The organism is Streptomyces sp. OfavH-34-F (genome assembly GCF_022347745.1).
GTDB lineage: Bacteria > Actinomycetota > Actinomycetes > Streptomycetales > Streptomycetaceae > Streptomyces.
The window spans coordinates 43,619-62,318 of the sequence record NZ_JAKRGC010000004.1 but is presented as its reverse complement, the minus strand read 5'-3'; the positions used below and the strand labels follow the sequence as shown (position 1 = coordinate 62,318).

Below are 18,700 nucleotides of genomic sequence, written 5' to 3'. Positions count from 1 at the left end.
GTGGAGGCGCGGGGGGCGCCTCAGCCGTTCTTGATGCGGTTGGTGAGTTCGGTGACCTGGTTGTAGATGGACCGCCGTTCGGCCATCAGCGCCCGGATCTTGCGGTCCGCGTGCATCACCGTCGTATGGTCCCGGCCGCCGAACTGCGCGCCGATCTTCGGCAGCGAGAGATCGGTCAGCTCACGGCACAGATACATGGCGATCTGCCGGGCCGTCACCAGCACACGGCTGCGCGACGATCCGCACAGGTCCTCCACCGTCAGCCCGAAGTAGTCCGCGGTCGCCGCCATGATGGCCGTCGCCGTGATCTCGGGCGCGGTGTCCTCACCGCCGGGGATCAGGTCCTTCAGCACGATCTCCGTGAGCCCCAGGTCCACCGGCTGGCGGTTCAGACTGGCGAAGGCCGTCACCCGGATGAGCGCGCCCTCCAGCTCACGGATGTTGCGGGAGATACGGGAAGCGATGAACTCCAGCACCTCCGGCGGGGCGTTGAGCTGCTCCTGCACTGCCTTCTTGCGCAGGATCGCGATGCGGGTCTCCAGCTCGGGCGGCTGTACGTCGGTGGTCAGCCCCCACTCGAAACGATTCCGCAGCCGGTCCTCCAGCGTGACCAGTTGCTTCGGCGGCCGGTCGGAGGAGAGCACGATCTGCTTGTTGGCGTTGTGGAGCGTATTGAAGGTGTGGAAGAACTCCTCCTGCGTCGACTCCTTGCTCGCCAGGAACTGGATGTCGTCGACGAGCAGGATGTCCACGTCGCGGTACCGCTTGCGGAAGGTATCGCCCTTGCCGTCGCGGATCGAGTTGATGAACTCGTTGGTGAACTCCTCGGAGCTGACGTACCGCACCCGGGTGCCCGGATACAGACTCCGCGCGTAGTGCCCGATGGCGTGCAGCAGATGGGTCTTGCCGAGCCCGGACTCCCCGTAGACGAACAGGGGGTTGTACGCCTTCGCGGGCGCCTCGGCCACTGCGACGGCCGCGGCGTGCGCGAAGCGGTTCGAGGCCCCGATGACGAAGGTGTCGAAGAGGTACTTCGGGTTGAGCCGGGCGTGCGGCTCGCCGGGGCCGGGGGCCGGGGACGGCTGGGCGCCCATCGGACCGGTGCCTCCGCCCGGCCGACCGGTGCCCGCGCCGGGGCGGTGCTGCGGCTCCGGCAGCTCGGGCCGGGAGCGCTCGGTGTGCGGGGACTCGTACCCCTGGCGCTCGGGCGGCTGCGGGCGGTAGTCGTGCTGCGGCTGCTGCGGACCCCGGCCGCCGTACGGCTCGCGCCACTGGTCGGCGGAGGGCTCGCGGTCCTGGAAGCCGCCGAGCCGGGGCTGCTGCCAGGACAGGTCCTCCTGGGTGCGCGGCCAGGCGCCGGGCTCCGGGCGCTGCTGCTGGTAGTCGGGGTAGGCGGGGCGCGCGGTCGGCATGCCGTCGTCCGCGGACCGGCTTCCGTACCCGTCGTACGCGTCGCCGTGCCGGCCCTCGTCGTGCTGGGGGCCCTGGTAGCGGTGGGGCGGCTGGGAGGACTGGTGCATCGGGGGCGCGGGCGGACCCGACGGTTCGCCGGCGGAGTCGTCCACCGTGATCGCGATCCGGATGGGGCGCCCGCACTCGCGGCTCAGCGTCTCGCTGATGAGAGGGGCGAGGCGGCCCTCCAGGACCCGCTTGCCCCACTCGTTGGGGACGGCCAGCAGCGCGGTGTCGGCCACCAGGGCGAGCGGCTGGCAGCGCTCGATCCACTGCTTGTCCTTCGGCTCGATGCCCTGCTGCCCCTCCCCGAGGAGTTGCTCCAGCACGCGTGGCCACACTGCGGCAAGATCGGCAGGTACGTCAGCCACAAGGCACGCTCTCTCGCTGGTCCCACGAATGTGTGGTTCTCGGGACGGTTGGGGTCGGGGTGGGTGAGGACCGGCAGGCGGGAAGAAAAAGAACCGGAGTTCAGTCACGGTAGTCAGCACGACCCGCGTCGTTCAAGTCGTTGTCCACAGGCTGTGCACAATGGAGGCCCCGACAGGGTCGGTTTGACCGGATGGCGTAGCCGCGCGTACCGTGACCAGGTCGAGTTGTCGATGGCTGCTGCCGCCTGCCTCCGATGGGCAAAGATCACGATCTGTGATTGTGAAGCGGTGCACTAGAGCGTTTACGCGAGTCCCTCGTGGGCGCACGGTGACAGCCAGGCGATGTCCCGCCAACACCCGAGTCATTTCTGGAGCCCCCGAGTGAGCAAGCGCACCTTCCAGCCGAACAACCGTCGTCGCGCGAAGACCCACGGCTTCCGGCTGCGGATGCGCACCCGTGCCGGCCGCGCGATTCTCGCGTCCCGCCGCAGCAAGGGTCGCGCCAGCCTGTCCGCCTGATCGCGTACAGGTCGTCATGACGTGCTGCCTTCCGAGAATCGGCTGAGGCGGCGCGAGGACTTCGCGACCGCAGTACGACGAGGACGCCGGGCCGGTCGTCCGCACCTCGTCGTCCACCTACGCAGCGGTGCAACCGACCCGCACGTGACTGGGGAGAACGTTCCCCCGCCGCGTGCGGGTTTCGTTGTCAGCAAGGCCGTAGGTGGTGCGGTCGTACGCACTGCGGTGAAGCGCAAGCTTCGTCACCTGGTCCGAGAACGGCTCGCCCTGCTGCCCCCCGGTAGCCTGGTGGTGGTGCGAGCGTTGCCCGGAGCGGGTGACGCCGGCCATGAACAGCTGGCCCGAGACCTGGACGCCGCCTTTCAGCGGCTGCTGGGAGGGGGCGTGCGATGAAGTACCCGCTGCTGGCTCTCATCAAGCTGTACCAGTGGACGATCAGCCCGCTCCTCGGGCCGGTCTGCCGGTACTACCCGTCGTGTTCCCACTACGGATATACGGCGATCGATCGGCACGGAGCGATCAAGGGAACGGCGCTGACGGCCTGGCGCATCCTGCGATGCAACCCGTGGTCACCCGGCGGCGTGGACTACGTACCACCACGCAAACGTCCGCGTTGGCACGAGATGCTGCGCAGCGCCATACGCGGCAGCAAGGGCGGGGACTCCGCCGCTGACGTGCCTTCCGGGGGGTCGGCCAACGACCTCCCGAGTTCGGCCGCAGAGACTTCGCCCAATGCTCAAGGAGCTTGATTAGTGGACACGATTGCCAGTCTGTTCAGCTTCATCACCTGGCCCGTCTCCTGGGTCATCGTCCAGTTCCACAAGTTGTACGGGGCGATCTTCGGCCCCGACACGGGATGGGCCTGGGGTCTGTCCATCGTGTCCCTCGTGGTCCTGATCCGTATCTGTCTGATCCCGCTGTTCGTCAAGCAGATCAAGTCGACGCGGAACATGCAGCTGCTCCAGCCGAAGATGAAGGCGATCCAGGAGCGCTACAAGAGCGACAAGCAGCGTCAGTCCGAAGAGATGATGAAGCTGTACAAGGAGACGGGCACCAACCCGCTCTCCTCGTGTCTTCCCATCCTCGCGCAGTCGCCGTTCTTCTTCGCGCTCTACCACGTACTCTCCGCGATCGCCTCGAACAAGAAGATCGGCGTCATCGACCAGTCGCTGCTCGACAGCGCACGTCAGGCGCACATCTTCGGCGCCCCGCTGGCCGCCAAGTTCATGGACAGCGCGGAGAAGGTCCAGAGCCTCGGCGCCTCGCTGACCGACGTCCGGGTCGTCACCGCGGTCATGATCGTGCTGATGTCGGCCTCGCAGTTCTTCACCCAGCGCCAGCTGATGACGAAGAACGTCGACCTCACGGTCAAGACCCCGTACATGCAGCAGCAGAAGATGCTGATGTACATCTTCCCCGTGATCTTCGCCGTCATGGGTATCAACTTCCCCGTCGGTGTCCTCGTCTACTGGCTGACCACCAACGTCTGGACCATGGGTCAGCAGATGTACGTGATCAACCAGAACCCGACGCCGGGCAGCAAGGCGCAGGACCAGTACCTCGAGCGGCTCCTCAAGAGCGTCACCGCCCACGGCGAGGTCCGCGGCCGGACCCGGCGCAACACCGTCAAGCGGATCGTGGCCAAGGGCCCGGACCGCAACGACATCGAGCGCAAGTTCGTCGTCGGGCTGGCCAAGCTGGGCCTTGCCCCGCAGGAGGACGGCACCGTCGCGAAGAGTGACACCGCCGTCGCCGACGCCGAGGGCGGAGGCGCGCAGCGCCGTCAGCAGCCCAAGCGGCAGACCAAGTCGCAGCGGCAGACCGGTGCGGCACACCCGGGTGGGACCAAGGACAGCGCCTCCGGCGAGTCGACGTCCAAGACCTCCCTGCAGAAGGGCGCCGCGCAGGGCGCCAAGTCGAAGCCGGCGGGCAAGGCCGCGTCCGGTTCCTCACGCCAAGCCAAGTCCGGACAGCGCAAGGGTCCGCAGGGACCCAAGCACCCGTCCAAGAAGTAAGAAGGAGTCCATCCGTGACGGAAGGCACCACCTCCACGGCCGCTGAGGGCAGCGACACTCTGACCCGCCTCGAGCAGGAAGGTGAGATCGCAGCGGACTACCTCGAGGGCCTGCTCGACATCGCCGATCTCGACGGTGACATCGACATGGACGTCGAGGCGGACCGGGCCGCGGTCTCCATCATCAGCGAGTCGGCGCGCGATCTGCAGAAGCTCGTGGGGCGCGACGGCGAGGTCCTGGAGGCTCTCCAGGAGCTGACGCGGCTGGCCGTGCACCGGGAGACCGGAGACCGGAGCCGGCTGATGCTGGACATCGCCGGCTTCCGGGCCAAGAAGCGCACGGAGCTCGCCGAGCTGGGTGCCGAGGCGGCGGACAAGGTCAAGAGCACCGGTGAGCCGGTGAAGCTGAAGCCGATGACCCCGTTCGAGCGCAAGGTCGTGCACGACGCAGTCGCCGCAGCGGGTCTGCGCAGTGAATCGGAGGGCGAGGAGCCGCAGCGCTTCGTCGTCGTTCTGCCGGCCTGACCGGCCCTTTACCTGTCGGCCCCGTCTGTTCGCAGACGGGGCCGATCTTTGTCAGCCTGATAGACAGCCACCCATGGTGCGGTAGTGCGGTATGGAAGGACGGTCCCCCGTGACGGAGGAAGTAGCGCTTCCCGAGGCGCCGGAAGAGGCCCGGAGAGTATTCGGTGAGTACTTTCCCGAAGCTGTCCGGTACGCGGAACTGCTGGCGGACGCGGGAGTCACACGCGGTCTGATCGGTCCGCGTGAGGTCCCGCGCCTGTGGGAGAGGCATCTCCTGAACTGTGCTGTGCTCTCCGAGGTCGTCCCCGAAGGGGTTACGGTCTGCGACGTCGGCTCGGGCGCAGGGCTTCCGGGTATCCCCCTGGCCCTGGTGCGCCGGGACCTGAAGATCACCCTGCTGGAACCGCTGCTGCGCCGGACGAACTTCCTCCAGGAGGTCGTCGAGCTGCTGGGACTCGACCATGTGACGGTCGTCCGCGGCCGGGCCGAGGAGGTCCTCGGCTCCCTGCAGCCCGTCCATGTGGTCACCGCGCGTGCGGTCGCACCGCTGGACCGACTGGCCGGCTGGGGTGTGCCGCTGCTGCGGCCCTACGGCGAGATGCTCGCGCTCAAGGGCGACACGGCGGAGGAGGAGATCAACGGTGCCCGCGCCGCACTCAGCAAGCTGGGTGTGGTCGAGACCGAGGTGCTCCACGTCGGTGAAGGAGTGGTCGATCCGATGTCCACGGTGGTTCGTGTGGTGGTCGGGGAGAGCCCAGGGGGTGTGAGGTTCGCCGCGAAGCGGGCCAAGGCTGCCCGAAGCAGCCGGACACGGCGCCGCCGCTGAGGGCGGTAACCCCTGGCGTGGAGCGTACGGGGGCCCCACGCGGAGTGTCGTGACTCCGTGGCTACGCTGCGGAGGCATCGTGTTTCACGTGAAACGTCGTTCTCTGCTGCATGGAATCATCGGTCGCGGTCATGAGGCAGCCGCCCCTCCCCATCGCAGACCCGTTAGGGCTACGGAGTTGTCCACAGAAGTGGTTTCATCCACAGAAGAGCGGGCCTCGCTGGTTCACGACCCCGAAACCATGACAGGCTCTGCTCATTGCGAGCCTGAAGTCGAGGAGAGTGAATCCTTGCGGTCCGACGCCAACATCGCGGGGCCGATGACCGATCCGGTCCCCGGTCCCCGAACCGAATCGGCGGGAGACGGTGTTTCACGTGAAACACCGCCGCCGATGGACGACACACCCATCGGTCGCGCGGCCCAGCTGGCGGTGGAAGCCCTCGGCCGTGCCGGCGAAGGGCTGCCGAGGCCCGAGCAGACGCGCGTCATGGTTGTGGCCAACCAGAAGGGCGGGGTGGGTAAGACCACCTCCACGGTCAACCTTGCTGCGTCACTGGCATTGCACGGTGCCCGTGTCCTGGTGGTGGACCTCGACCCGCAGGGCAACGCCTCCACGGCTCTGGGCATCGACCATCACGCCGAAGTTCCCTCGATCTATGACGTCCTGGTGGAGAGCAAGCCGCTCTCCGATGTGGTTCAGCCCGTAAAGGACGTCGAAGGCCTCTTCTGCGCCCCGGCCACCATCGATCTCGCCGGTGCGGAGATCGAGCTGGTGTCGCTGGTGGCGCGGGAGAGTCGACTTCAGCGCGCCATCCAGGCGTATGAGCAGCCGCTGGACTACATCCTGATTGACTGCCCGCCCTCGCTGGGTCTGCTGACGGTCAACGCGCTGGTGGCCGGCGCAGAGGTGCTGATCCCCATCCAGTGCGAGTACTACGCGCTGGAGGGGCTGGGCCAGCTCCTGCGCAACGTCGAGCTGGTACGAGGCCACCTCAACCCCGACCTGCATGTGTCGACCATCCTCCTCACCATGTACGACGGCCGTACCAGGCTGGCGTCGCAGGTGGCGGAGGAGGTGCGCAGCCACTTCGGCAAGGAGGTGCTGCGGACCAGCATTCCCCGGTCGGTCCGTATCTCCGAGGCGCCGAGCTACGGGCAGACCGTGCTCACCTACGACCCCGGTTCCAGCGGCTCGCTGTCGTACCTTGAGGCGGCTCGCGAGATCGCGCTGCGAGGGGTCGGGGTGCAGTACGAGGGCCAGCACGCCCACACGGGCGGTTCGATCAGTCAGCAGAGCAATTCGGAGGGGATCCAGTGAGTGAGCGTCGTCGAGGGTTGGGGCGAGGGCTCGGTGCCCTGATCCCTGCTGCTCCGCAGGAGAAGCAGCTGCCGTCCAACGGTGCCGGAACCGGTTCGCCCGTTCTCACCACGGAACGCGGGGTGGCCGCCGCCAAGGTGACCACGCTGGGTGCCAATCCGGTGGTGCCGGAGCCGAGCGCGCCGGTGTCCGACGCACGCGTCGAGGGCGACGTGGCCGGTGCGTACTTCGCCGAGGTACCGCTCGACTCCATCACGCCCAACCCGCGTCAGCCGCGTGAGGTCTTCGACGAGGACGCGCTGGCGGAACTGGTTACCTCCATCAAGGAGGTGGGTCTGCTCCAGCCGGTCGTGGTGCGGAAGACCGGGACAGACCGCTTTGAGCTCATCATGGGCGAGCGGCGTTGGAGGGCCTGCCGAGAGGCGGGCCTGGAGCGTATCCCTGCCATCGTTCGGGCCACCGACGACGAGAAGCTTCTCCTTGACGCCCTCCTGGAGAACCTGCACCGGGCTCAGCTGAACCCGCTGGAGGAAGCGGCTGCGTACGACCAGCTGCTCAAGGACTTCAAGTGCACGCATGACCAGCTGGCCGACCGGATCGGGAGGTCCAGGCCCCAGGTGTCCAACACGCTGCGGCTGCTGCGGTTGTCGGCGCCGGTCCAGCGCAGGGTGGCCGCCGGCGTGCTGTCGGCGGGCCACGCGCGGGCCCTGCTCTCGGTGGACGACTCCGAGGAGCAGGACAAGCTGGCCCATCGCATCGTGGCCGAGGGGCTTTCGGTACGTGCCGTCGAGGAGATCGTGACGCTCATGGGTTCCGGGCCCACGAGCACCAAGAAGGCCAAGGGTCCTCGGGCGGGCGCCCGGGTTTCTCCGGCGCTTTCCGACCTGGCGTCCCGGCTCTCCGATCGCTTCGAGACGCGCGTGAAGGTCGATCTGGGGCAGAAGAAGGGAAAGATCGTCGTCGAGTTCGCCTCGATGGAGGATCTGGACCGCATCCTCGGCAGTCTCGCGCCGGGCGAGGGCCGGGTACTGGACCGTGCTCAGTCCGAGGACGCGACCGCGGACGACGAAGGCTGATCTCACCTGGGCTCTGACGCTGAGGGCGGGCTGTTTCCGGTTCACGGAATACAGCCCGCCCTTTGCTGTATCGCGGTGTCGGCTTGATCGAGGGGTCGTTACGATGCGTTGTGGCAGGTCATTTCCGCCCACGACGCGGTGGGCGAGAGAAGTGAGGAACAGCCTTCATGGGGCGTCGGCTCGTACCGCTCACGCTGGACAACCTTCCCGACCTCCCCCGGCGCTGTCGCTCCTGCGTGTTCTGGGAGCTCGACCCGGTCAGCGGTGAGGCCGCCGTCAAGAACGGAACGGCCGACCGGGAGAAGGAAGCATGGATCTCCGGAGTCCTTCTGGAATGGGGCTCCTGCGGCCGTGTGCTGTATGTCGACGACGTACCGGCCGGCTTTGTGCTCTACGCCCCGCCCGCCTACGTCCCGCGAGCCACCGCCTTTCCGACGAGTCCGGTCTCCTCCGACGCCGTACAGCTGATGACGGCGTTGATCATGCCGGGGTACCGGGGGCAAGGGCTGGGACGGGTCATGGTGCAGACCGTGGCCAAGGATCTGATCCGCCGGGGATTCAAGGCGATCGAAGCCTTCGGTGACGCCCGATGGAAGGAACCGGCCTGCGTACTTCCTGCGGACCACTTGCTGGCGGTGGGGTTCAAGACCGTACGGCCGCACCCGGTCCACCCTCGGCTGCGGTTGGAACTGCGCACGACGCTCTCCTGGAAGGAGGATGTCGAGATGGCCCTGGACCGACTCCTCGGCGCGGTGCAGAAGGAGCCCGCGCTGCGGCCGTTGTGAGGGGTTGTCCACCAGCACGGCGCGAGCGATCGCCCCGGGGAAAGTGAAACGGGCCCGTCCTGACGGACGGGCCCGTTTCACGTGAAACAGCAGACGCGGGGCTGCCTTACTCGGCGATGAAGCCCGAGAGCTCGCGAAGGATCGCGGCCTTCGGCTTCGCACCCACGATGGTCTTGGCGACCTCGCCGCCCTGGTAGACGTTCAGCGTCGGGATGGACATGACGCCGTACTTGGCAGCGGTGGCCGGGTTCTCGTCGATGTTGAGCTTCACGACCTCGATCTCGCCGTGCTCTGCGGCGATGGCCTCCAGCGAGGGGGCGATCTGACGGCACGGGCCGCACCAGGCAGCCCAGAAGTCCACCAGAACCGGCTTGTCGCTCTTGAGGACATCCTGCTCGAAGGTGTCGTCGGTCACGTTCTTCAGGGCGCCGGCCACGGCGTCCTCCTTAACTTCGCGGGGTGTGGGTGGGGATGTGGATGAGGCGTGGGTCAGACAGCGGCTGCGGAAGCGGCCTTCTCGTCGTCGGCGAGCGCGGCGAGGAAGCGCTCGGCGTCGAGTGCGGCGGAGCAGCCAGTGCCGGCTGCGGTGATCGCCTGGCGGTAGGTGTGGTCGACGACGTCACCGGCGCCGAAGACCCCGGTCACGTTGGTGCGCGTCGAGGGAGCGGCGACCTTGAGGTAGCCCTCGTCGTCCAGGTCGAGCTGGCCCTTGAACAGTTCGGTGCGCGGGTCGTGACCGACGGCGATGAACAGGCCGGTCACGGCCAGCTCGGACGTCTCACCGGTCTTGGTGTTGCGCAGGGTCACCCCGGCCAGCTTCTGCTCGCCGTTGATGCCTGCGACCTCGCTGTCCCAGGCGAACTTGATCTTCGGGTCGGCGAAGGCGCGTTCCTGCATGGTCTTGGAGGCGCGCAGGGTGTCACGGCGGTGGATGATGGTGACCGACTTGGCGAAGCGCGAGAGGAAGGTCGCTTCCTCCATCGCGGTGTCGCCACCGCCCACCACGGCGATGTCCTGGTCCTTGAAGAAGAAGCCGTCGCAGGTCGCGCACCAGGAGACGCCGCGTCCGGAGAGAGCGTCCTCGTTGGGCAGGCCGAGCTTGCGGTGCTGCGAACCGGTGGTCACGATGACGGCCTTCGCGCGGTGAACCGTGCCCGCGGTGTCGGTGACGGTCTTGATGTCACCGGTGAGGTCGACGGAGACCACATCGTCGGGGACCAGCTCGGCGCCGAAGCGCTCGGCCTGGGCGCGCATGTTGTCCATGAGCTCCGGGCCCATGATCCCGTCCTGGAAACCGGGGAAGTTCTCTACGTCGGTGGTGTTCATGAGGGCGCCACCGGCGGTGACGGCTCCCTCGAAGACCAGCGGCTTCAGAGAGGCGCGCGCGGTGTAAAGGGCGGCCGTATAGCCGGCCGGGCCCGAGCCAATGATGATCACATTACGCACGTCGCTCACGGGTTTCTTCCTCGTCTCTGCAGACTGCCTACTGTCCACGCCTACTGGGGCCGGTTCAACGACTCTCACCCCACCCAACGGATTTTATGGGGGATGCATTCCCCGATGTGCCGAGGCGGCTGCGGTGCGCTGTCAGGGGCGGGAGTAGGGGTGCGTCAGCAGCAGCTTTCCCTTGATGGAGGGCTCGGCGCCGACGCAGGCGGCATCCACCACGTAGGCCTGGACACTGGCCGGGTCCGTGGGGTGGGGCAGGACGACGAGGAACGCGTCGAGGCCCTCGTAGGTGCCCTTCTCGATGGCGAGGGCGGGGGCGTCCTGTCCGATGCCCTTCGCCACGCACTCCGGCACCTGCACGGAGGCAGCGCGGAGTGGGGAGTCGGAGGCCGTGGAGTCAGAAGGGGCGGTCTGCGACGGGGGCTCGGACCGGGGGGAGGACTTGGACCCGACGGACGGGGCCTGCTCCTTGCCGCCGGTGCTCTGGGTGGAGGGCGGGGCGTCATGAGATTCCAGCAGAGCGTGCACCTGGTCCCTGAGGGAGGACTGGGTGAACGTCGTGGCGTCGCTTCCTGCGGCCGCGCCCCGGCTGAATGCAGGGGCGTCGCTGCTGCTCTGCGCGACAGGTGTGTTCTGGAGCAGGAAGACGCCCATGCCAGCCAGAGCAGCGGCTCCGAACGCACCGACGAGAACGGCGGTGCGACGCCGGTGCCGACCGGCCCGGCGCCCTGGACCGGTAGCCGCACGGGCGTGTCCGGTGGGGCGGTTCGTCGGCTCCGGCCGGACCGACGGGACCGGTGCTATCGGCTGCTGCTTGGTTTCACGTGAAACATCGGCGGTCTGGGGCGCTTCCGTGAGCCGGGTCAGCGCCTCGGCGGCCAAGGCGGCATCAAGGCGTTCGGCGAATTCCGCAGGCATGGGCTCCGGGGCGGGCAGCTCGCCGAGCAGCTCGCTGATTTCCTCCAGCGAGGCGAGAACGTCACCGCAGAGATCGCAGAGAGCGATGTGGTTGCGCACTTCTGCGGCGCGGGGCTCGGAGAGCAACCCCTCGGTCAGGTCGGAGATCTCCGTGACGTCCGGGTGCTGGGTCGTGTCGGCTGTTGATGTCATCGGTGTCCACCTCCGCCCTTCATCGCTGTGGGACCGCTGGTGTCCGTGTCTCGTGGCCGGACTGAGTCCCGTGGTCCGGCTGCCGGTGGGACGGATGGTCTGCGGGTCCGGTTCCCTTCCGGTCCGGCGGCCGGCTGCCGGTCACCTCCGTCGCTGCGGAGATGAGTCAGCAGTGGGGCCAGGCGGGCGCGGCCTCTGGCGCACCGACTCTTCACGGTGCCCACGGGCACGTCGAGGATCTGGGCGGCCTCCGCCACGGGGTACCCCTGCATGTCCACCAGGACGAGGGCTGCGCGCTGCTCGGCGGTGAGCGTGGCCAGAGCCGCCAGGAGTTCGCGGTGGAGAGCGTGGCGCTCTGCCGGTGCCTCCGCCGACTCGTGGGGCTCCAGGAGCTGGTCCAGCCGCTCCGGGTCGTCGACCGGCGAGGTCTTCCGCGAGGCGGCCTTGCGGACCCGGTCCAGGCAGGCGTTGACCGTGATGCGGTGCAGCCACGTCGTGACGGCGGACTGGCCGCGGAAGGTGTGGGCGGCGCGAAAGGCGGACACCAGGGCGTCCTGGACGGCGTCGGCGGCCTCTTCCCGGTCGCCCAGTGTGCGCAGCGCCACGGCCCAGAGCCGGTCGCGGTGGCGACGCGCGAGTTCGCCGAAGGCTTCGGGGTCACCGGCGACGTGATGGGCGAGGAGGTCCGCATCGCTCGTCGCGTCGGCGTCAGCGTCGACGGCGTAAGGCTTGCGGTCTCCCCCCTCAGCTGTCGCCATCCGTGCATTCAAACCGATCCCCGCCGGAAAGTAAACGGCGAGGATGACCGCATGGTGGAAATTGCGTAAAGGGGGATTCCACTATTCTGCGGGCGCGGGGAATCCGATTGTTTTGTGCGCGTGGACGTCAGCTGGTGACCTTGATGTCCGAGATCTTCCCGCGGAAGTTCCCCTCGTTGGTCGGCGGGAGCTGGGTGAGCCAGATGAGCAGGTACCGAGCCTCTACGGGCTTGGCCGGCTTGAGCGACACCTGGGTGCCCGATCCCTGCGCGGCCTTCTCGAAGCCGTTGGGCATGCTCGGCACCGTGGCACCGTCGGTGGTCCGCAACTCGACCGACGTGGGGCCGCCGAGGAAGGACACGTCCACCGTGCCGACCCGCTGTGTCTTGCCGAGATCGAGGACGACCCCGACGCCTTCCTTCAGCCTGCCGAAGTCGGCGGAGTAATAGCCGTCCGTATTCCAGTACGAACTGGGGTCGTCGTCGTAGACATTTCCTATGCTCTGGGGCTTCTCACTGCCGTCGGCGCCGAGCGGGTCGTAGTCCTGGGCGCCGACGATCGGGACAGGCTTGCTCTTCTCGACCGGCGGGGCGTCGTTGTTCCGCGGATTGGTCTGGGTGGTGCCGGGGTCGCTGCCCGAGTTGTTGTTCCGGTCGATGAGCGTTTCGGCGAGCTGCCAGCTGCCCAGGCCCAGAGCGGCGATCAGCAGAGCGGAGACAGCCCACTTCAGGGCCCTTCCGGTGCGGCTCTGCAGGGGTGCGGGAGGCACCGGGACGACGGGCTGGGTCACTCCGGCGCCGGGCCCGGCCGGCCTGCCGTACGTTCCCTGCTGGTAGGTGGTCCGCTGGTACTCGGGCGGGGCGGTGAAGACGGGCTCGGGCGGCCGGATGCGGGGCATGGCCGCCACGGCCTTGGCCAGCTCGTCCGGGGTCGTGCAGGGCTGTTCCTGGCGCGACGCGGTGGCCCCGTCGTTGGCGAGGGCCCGCATGGCGATCTCGGAGAGCCCCCGGTGCACTCCCGCCCGCACCTGGTCGGGCGGGAGCAGGCCCATGCCCTTGGGCAGCCCGGTGAGCCCGTAGGCGTCGCTCTCGTACGGCCAGCGCTGGGTCAGCGCGGCGTACAGCAGGGCGCCGATGGCCTCCGTGTCGGCGCGCTGGGGGCCGTCGGAGGTGATCCCCCGCAGGGCGGCGTTCACCGCGAGGCCCCGGATGCGGTACTGGCCGGACGAACTGCGCAGCACCGCGCCCGGCGTCAGCCGGAGGTGGGCCAGGCCCTCGCGATGGGCGGCGGCCATGGCCTGGGAGACCTGGCTGACGAGCTGGTAGGCGTCATGGGCGTCCATCGGACCGGCGCCGAGCAGCGCCGTCAGCTCGGTGGCGTCGGGAAGCCATTCGTGGACGACATAGACGAGGTCGTCCTCCTCGACGGCGTCGAGGACCTGGACGAAGCGCGGGTCGCCCAGCAGGGCGGCGGACCGGGCGGCGGCCAGGACGGCACGTGCCCTGGGGTGGTCCGCGGTGAGGAGGTGGACGCCGACCGCGCGGCGCAGCTTCTCGTCCACGGCCCGCCAGCTGCTGAAGCCGTCCAGCCGGGTGACGCACTCCTCCAGCCGGTAGCGGCGGGCCAGTCTGTGTCCGCTGTGCAGATCCGGGGCGGCCGGATACGCCTCGGAAGCGGTCTGCCCGCCGTTCTTCTCCGAGGAGTCCGTGCCCGCCGAGTCCTGCGCTTCTGCCGTCCCGTCGGTCGTGGCCTCGTCCGCCTTGGCGGTCAGCGGCTCGTCCCCGCTGTCTGCGGCCACGTCGACGGCAGCCGTGCTACGTTCCGCCACCGTCGTTCCTGCCTCCCCATCCGTTGCGCGATGCCACCCAGCTCTGCACAGTCACGCCAATTGTGCCCACACTCCGGCGCTATGCACGACACGCGGAGACCGGCGATGGTTGTGCGGTCCGGCCGTCATCAGCGGCCGAGCCGCCCCCTGACCATGCCGACCATGCCGTTGATCTCCTCGATGCGCAGCCTCTTGGCGGCGACGAAGAACACTCCCAGGAGCAGGGCACCGCCGCAGACCAGCGCCACGAGGGAGCCGAGCGCGCCGTCGCCCAGGACGTTCAGCAGCCCGAAGCCTGCCGCCCCGGCCACGACGGTGGCGGGCAGCGCGGCGAGGCACAGTCGGGCGTAGGTACGGACGACGTGCGCACCGTCCAGGTCACCGCCGAGGCGGTTGCGCAGCCGGCGCCAGGCGATCCCGACGCCCACGGCGTACGCCAGGCCGTAGGAGGCCGCCATGCCGACCACGGCCCACCGGGCGGGCAGGACGACGTAGCAGAGGGCCGAGGCCGCCGCGTTGACCAGGGCGACGATGACGGTGTTGTAGAAGGGGGTGCGCGTGTCCTCGTACGCGTAGAACCCGCGCAGCACCACGTACTGCACGGAGTACGGGATCAGGCCGAGGCCGAAGGCCATCAGGATGAAGCCCATGGAGCGGGCGGCCTCGGGGCCGGTGGAGGCGTAGAGCAGGGTGCACATCGGAACGCCCAGGGCGAGGAACGCGAAGGCGACCGGCACGATGGCCACCGCGGAGTTGCGCAGCCCCTGCGAGATGTCGTCGCGGACGGCACCGGGATCGTTGTCGTGCGCGGCGCGGGAGATCCGGGGCAGCAGGGCGGCCATGACCGACACGGTGATGATCGCCTGCGGCATGCCCCAGATCAGCTGGGCGTTGGAGTAGGCGAGGAAGCCCGCTCCGTCCGTGCCCGATGCCTTGCCGGCCGAGGTCGCGAGCTGGGTGACGACCAGCACACCGGCCTGGTTGGCGAAGACGAACAGGACCGTCCACTTGGCCAGCTTGACCGTCTTGCCGAGCCCGTGGCCCTTCCAGTCGAAGCGGGGGCGGAAGCGGAACCCGGCCTCGCGGAGGTACGGGATCATGGCCAGGGCCTGGACGACCAGGCCGAGCAGGGTGCCGACGCCCAGGAGCCGCACACCGTCCGGCGGGATCGTGTCCACACCCATCTGGGACTCGTGGGAGGTGCCGTAGACCCAGATGAACAGGCCGAAGGTGAAGATCATGACGATGTTGTTCAGGACCGGGGTCCACATCATCGCGCCGAACTTGCCGCGAGCGTTGAGGATCTGGCCCATCACGACGTGCACACCCATGAAGAAGATGGTGGGCAGGCAGTAGCGGGCGAAGGTGACGGCGACGCTGTTGGCCGCCGGTTCGTCCGCGATCGTCGAGGACATCAGCCGGATGAGCCAGGGGGCCGCGAAGACGGCCACGGCGACGATGAGGCCGAGAGCGACCATCACCAGGGTCAGCAGCCGGTTGGCGTACGCCTCGCCGCCGTCCTTGTCCTCCTTCATGGAGCGGACGAGCTGCGGGACGAAGACGGAGTTGAGGCCGCCGCCCACGGTGAGGATGTAGATCATCGTGGGAAGCGTGTAGGGGATGGTGAAGCTGTCACCGAGCATCGCGGCGCCGAGTGCCGCGGTGATCACGAGGCTGCGGACGAAGCCGGTGAGGCGCGAGACGAGCGTGCCGGCCGCCATGACCGCGCTGGACTTCAGCAGCCCGGAGGCGCGCCCGCCGGACTTGGGCGGCGCGGGGGCGGGCTCGGGCGGGGCGGGCGCCGGAACGGCGGCGGGGCCCTCCTGGTCCCGGAAGAGGTGGGCGAAGGCGTCGGGCTCGTCGCGGTCGGCGGAGGCCTGGGTGACGAGATCGTCCACACCGACGAACTGGGTCGTCGCGGCGTTGTCGCCGTACGGGAGGTGTCGGGAGGGTCCGGAGGGCTCGGGCGGCGGGGTCTGCGCCCAGATCCGGGGGTCGGGGGCGTACGGGGCGGCCGGCGGCTGCTGGTAGAGCGGCTGCGGCTGCTGGTAGGTGCCGGGGGGCGGCGGCGGGTGCGCGGCGCGGTCGTACAGCGCCTCGTTCACCGGGTCCTGGGCGGAGAGGTCCTGCGCCCGGTAGGGGTCGTAGTCGTACGCCGACTGCAGATACGGGTCCGGCGGCGGCTGCTGCTCCGGCCCAGGGGGCACCGGAGGGCCGCCGGAGTAGCCGGCCCCGCCCGTACCCTGACCGCGGTCACCGTCGTACGGCGCGTTCATCGAAACCCCACCTCATCGTCCCCGGCCGACCGGCCACGACAGACATCGCTCAACGGTCCACTTTCTCACCCGTGCCGGACGGCTCCGTGTTTTCGGGACCGGTGTCCGGTGCCGGGTCACTCGGCTGCTCGGGTTCACCGCCGCCGTCGCCCGTCGCGCCGCCCGTGGTGGTGCGCTTGCGGTGTGCGTACATCCTGATGCCCGCGAGGACCAGCAGCAGCAGCCCGCCGGCGATCACCAGGAGCACCGTCGGGGTGATCTCGGAGACCTTCACGGTGAAGGCCATCTCCTCACCGTAGGGGGTGCCGTCCTTCGTGTAGAGCTGCGCGGTCATCTGGACCTGGCCGTTGATGTTGGCCGCCGCGTCGAACTTCACCGACTGGCTGTGCCCGGCGCCGATCCGGATGGGCTGCTCCGCGATGCTGCCGCCGTCGTTCAGTTTGAGCCGGGTCGCGTTGTCCGACTTGAGCCGCAGCACCAGGTTGTCCACGTCCTGGAGCAGCCTGTTCTGGACGGTCACCGGGATGGTGGCGCTGCGTCCGGACAGGGTGATGTCCGACTTCGGGACGAGCTGCACCTCTCCGACGAGCCCTTGCAGATAGGTGCGCACCGAGTCCCGGTACCGCTGGGCCTTCAGCGGCTTGCCCCGCCATGTGGTGGACATGGACCGGTTGACGGCGTTCCCGAAGGGCGTCACCACGCGCTCGGGGAGGGTGAGGATGACCTGGAAGTTGTTGAGCGAGGACTGGATGGACTTGATGTCCTGGAACGCCTGGGTGAGCAGCTCCTGGCGGCGCAGCTTCTTGGGGTACCGGGAGGCGGGTGGCACCTTGGTGGTGGCCTCGGGGTCCGGTTCGGTCGTGGCCGCGCGGGTCAGATCCTGGGCCCGGGTCCAGCGGTCGTCGTTCAGTACGTGGAGGGCGCGGGCCATCGACTGCGCTTGGGCGATCGTCGGCATGCGCTGGGGGGCGACGACGACGGAGCGCTCCTGGTCCGTATCCTGCTCGGTCAGGGCGAGGGTCAGGGACAGGAACTTCTGTACGGCGAGTGTGGAGTTCCCCGCGTTGCCCATGTCGCCCTGGAAGGCCGTGGAGAGCCGCGCGTCGGCGACCACCGCCGTGGTGCCACCGCCGATGGGGCGGGCGGCGGAGGGGGTGTACGCGAGGTTCCCGGTCTCCTGGAGGCTGTCGCTGCGGGCGATCACGTGATGGGCGCCGGCCGAGGTGGCGACGTCCACGATCGACGGGTCCACCGCGCCGTCCACCGGCCATGCGAAGTCGGTCGAGGGCTTCAGGTGGAGGATCGTCTCCACCGTCATCGAGGCGACCTCGCTGGCGTTCTGCAGATGGCTGAGGGTGCCGGAGACGTTCTTGCCCCGGTGGGCGATCGAGGCCAGGTCCGGATCGCCGAAGGGCAGGGCCACGACCTTGTTCTCGGAGACGGCCGCCTCCAGCGAGGTGAGCCAGTTCTTGGCCACCTTCTGGTTGGTCCCGGCGACGGTGGTGTCGCCGGACCTCACCCGGTAGGGCTTGGTCATCGCGTCGACGCTTGCCAGGAGGTCGGGATCGATGACCCAGGTGACGGGCAGCTGCCTGCCCAGCGAGACCATCTGTTCCAGACGGCCGCCCGGTGCGATCTCGGCGGCGAGGTCGTCGTCGGCGAACACCGGAATCTGCTGCTCGTCCGAGCCGGTCTCCGCCGTGAGGTGCGAGGAGGCGATCAGGGGCCACAGAAAGCTGAGGCCGACTCTGGAGTCGCTCTCCCCGTCCTGCCACGGCAGGAAGGTCCGCTGGATGCCGAGTACCTGGTCGTACACGGCGCGCGAGGTACGGCCGGTCAGCGAGACGCCGAGCTGGTACACGCCGTCGTCCCCGAGGCCCAGCTTGCTGACGGGCACCGAGAGCGTGAAGTCCTGGCTGATGCCCGAACGCAGCTTGTCGATCTCGACCGTGTACTTGCCGCCGATGGGATACGGGTCCGTGCCGGGCAGGTACCCCGTGCGGCGGTCGGCCGTGTCGATAGCCGTCCTGCTGTAGAGCCGGGGGCCGACCCGCAGGTCCACCTGGGCGTCGGTGACCGTCTCCTTGCCCTTGTTGGTCAGGGTGCCGGAGATCCGCAGCGTGTCCCCCTTCTCAGGGGCACTGGGGGTCACCTCGTCCAGCGCGATCGCCACCGTGCTGGAGCCCGTCGGAGCCTTGCTCACCGCGTCCGCACGGGCCTGCGGCGCGACGGCCCCGGTCAGCAGGGCGGCGACGAGCGGAGCCCCGGCGAGCGCGGCCGCCGTGCGCCGCAGCCACCGGCGGGCAGGAGAGGGATGCGACCCCTGGATGTGTGCCGCCTCGGCCACGCGTACCCGTCCCTCGTCTTCGTCAGCTGCTGTCGAGCATCGTCCG

The 18,700-nt window shown here is 68.9% G+C and carries 17 protein-coding genes; 9 read left to right on the top strand and 8 right to left on the bottom strand.

Translation table 11 applies throughout. The features are described from left to right. Positions 1–20 precede the first annotated feature (20 nt). Positions 21–1,823, bottom strand: coding sequence for a chromosomal replication initiator protein DnaA (gene dnaA, locus MHW47_RS01905; protein WP_239220814.1), 1,803 nt, complete (start codon positions 1,821–1,823; stop codon positions 21–23). 381 nt (positions 1,824–2,204) lie between these two features. On the opposite strand from dnaA, the gene rpmH reads away from it, so the two are divergent. The 9 genes from rpmH (at position 2,205) to MHW47_RS01860 (ending at position 8,886) form a co-directional block, all read left to right on the top strand. Next, entirely contained in the window at positions 2,205–2,342 is a 138-nt protein-coding gene (gene rpmH, locus MHW47_RS01900; protein ID WP_006348049.1) for a 50S ribosomal protein L34, read from the top strand. A 21-nt stretch (positions 2,343–2,363) separates the two neighbouring features. Continuing rightward, the gene (gene rnpA, locus MHW47_RS01895; protein ID WP_111329679.1) at positions 2,364–2,735 is read left to right on the top strand and encodes a ribonuclease P protein component; all 372 of its coding nucleotides are present in this window, start codon (positions 2,364–2,366) and stop codon (positions 2,733–2,735) included. Beyond that, positions 2,732–3,091 (top strand): membrane protein insertion efficiency factor YidD, encoded by a 360-nt coding sequence (gene yidD / locus MHW47_RS01890; RefSeq protein WP_239220813.1) that lies wholly within the window; start codon positions 2,732–2,734, stop codon positions 3,089–3,091. Before rnpA ends, yidD begins: the two co-directional genes overlap by 4 nt. Positions 3,092–3,094: 3 nt before the next feature. Continuing rightward, positions 3,095–4,357, top strand: a complete 1,263-nt coding sequence (gene yidC / locus MHW47_RS01885; protein ID WP_239220812.1) for a membrane protein insertase YidC — start codon at positions 3,095–3,097, stop codon at positions 4,355–4,357. Between the two features lie 14 nt (positions 4,358–4,371). Next, complete coding sequence (locus MHW47_RS01880) at positions 4,372–4,881, top strand: R3H domain-containing nucleic acid-binding protein (RefSeq protein ID WP_239220811.1); 510 nt, start codon at positions 4,372–4,374, stop codon at positions 4,879–4,881. Between the two features lie 109 nt (positions 4,882–4,990). Continuing rightward, positions 4,991–5,707 (top strand): 16S rRNA (guanine(527)-N(7))-methyltransferase RsmG, encoded by a 717-nt coding sequence (gene rsmG / locus MHW47_RS01875; RefSeq protein WP_239220810.1) that lies wholly within the window; start codon positions 4,991–4,993, stop codon positions 5,705–5,707. A gap of 241 nt (positions 5,708–5,948) precedes the next feature. Next, the gene (locus MHW47_RS01870; protein ID WP_275448753.1) at positions 5,949–7,025 is read left to right on the top strand and encodes a ParA family protein; all 1,077 of its coding nucleotides are present in this window, start codon (positions 5,949–5,951) and stop codon (positions 7,023–7,025) included. Next, the gene (locus tag MHW47_RS01865; protein ID WP_239220809.1) at positions 7,022–8,101 is read left to right on the top strand and encodes a ParB/RepB/Spo0J family partition protein; all 1,080 of its coding nucleotides are present in this window, start codon (positions 7,022–7,024) and stop codon (positions 8,099–8,101) included. The genes MHW47_RS01870 and MHW47_RS01865 overlap by 4 nt, the downstream gene beginning before the upstream one ends. 167 nt (positions 8,102–8,268) lie before the next feature. Continuing rightward, positions 8,269–8,886 (top strand): GNAT family N-acetyltransferase, encoded by a 618-nt coding sequence (locus tag MHW47_RS01860; protein WP_239220808.1) that lies wholly within the window; start codon positions 8,269–8,271, stop codon positions 8,884–8,886. Positions 8,887–8,992: 106 nt separating this feature from the next. Here MHW47_RS01860 and trxA read toward each other — a convergent pair whose 3' ends face one another. The 7 genes from trxA to MHW47_RS01825 all read right to left on the bottom strand — a co-directional run bounded on the left by trxA (position 8,993) and on the right by MHW47_RS01825 (position 18,654). After that, positions 8,993–9,322, bottom strand: a complete 330-nt coding sequence (trxA, locus tag MHW47_RS01855; RefSeq protein WP_239220807.1) for a thioredoxin — start codon at positions 9,320–9,322, stop codon at positions 8,993–8,995. A gap of 53 nt (positions 9,323–9,375) precedes the next feature. Next, a complete protein-coding gene (gene trxB / locus MHW47_RS01850) occupies positions 9,376–10,341 on the bottom strand; it encodes a thioredoxin-disulfide reductase (protein WP_239220806.1) in 966 nt (321 codons plus the stop codon). Between the two features lie 132 nt (positions 10,342–10,473). Then, the gene (locus tag MHW47_RS01845) at positions 10,474–11,445 is read right to left on the bottom strand and encodes an anti-sigma factor (RefSeq protein ID WP_239220805.1); all 972 of its coding nucleotides are present in this window, start codon (positions 11,443–11,445) and stop codon (positions 10,474–10,476) included. Further along, complete coding sequence (sigM, locus tag MHW47_RS01840; protein ID WP_239220804.1) at positions 11,442–12,203, bottom strand: RNA polymerase sigma factor SigM; 762 nt, start codon at positions 12,201–12,203, stop codon at positions 11,442–11,444. Before sigM ends, MHW47_RS01845 begins: the two co-directional genes overlap by 4 nt. Before the next feature lie 127 nt (positions 12,204–12,330). Next, a complete protein-coding gene (locus MHW47_RS01835; protein ID WP_239220803.1) occupies positions 12,331–14,031 on the bottom strand; it encodes a protein kinase family protein in 1,701 nt (566 codons plus the stop codon). Positions 14,032–14,159: 128 nt separating this feature from the next. Further along, positions 14,160–16,307, bottom strand: coding sequence for a murein biosynthesis integral membrane protein MurJ (gene murJ / locus MHW47_RS01830; protein WP_239220802.1), 2,148 nt, complete (start codon positions 16,305–16,307; stop codon positions 14,160–14,162). A 49-nt stretch (positions 16,308–16,356) separates the two neighbouring features. Beyond that, the gene (locus tag MHW47_RS01825; protein WP_239220801.1) at positions 16,357–18,654 is read right to left on the bottom strand and encodes a DUF6049 family protein; all 2,298 of its coding nucleotides are present in this window, start codon (positions 18,652–18,654) and stop codon (positions 16,357–16,359) included. Positions 18,655–18,700 lie beyond the last annotated feature (46 nt).

Bases quoted from the DNA above. Each gene is read 5' to 3' on its own strand.
- yidD (WP_239220813.1), top strand. From the start codon at position 2,732: ATGAAGTACCCGCTGCTGGCTCTCATCAAGCTGTACCAGTGGACGATC.
- MHW47_RS01870 (WP_275448753.1), top strand. From the start codon at position 5,949: ATGACAGGCTCTGCTCATTGCGAGCCTGAAGTCGAGGAGAGTGAATCC.
- MHW47_RS01860 (WP_239220808.1), top strand. From the start codon at position 8,269: ATGGGGCGTCGGCTCGTACCGCTCACGCTGGACAACCTTCCCGACCTC.
- MHW47_RS01845 (WP_239220805.1), bottom strand. From the start codon at position 11,445: ATGACATCAACAGCCGACACGACCCAGCACCCGGACGTCACGGAGATC.
- sigM (WP_239220804.1), bottom strand. From the start codon at position 12,203: ATGGCGACAGCTGAGGGGGGAGACCGCAAGCCTTACGCCGTCGACGCT.
- murJ (WP_239220802.1), bottom strand. From the start codon at position 16,307: ATGAACGCGCCGTACGACGGTGACCGCGGTCAGGGTACGGGCGGGGCC.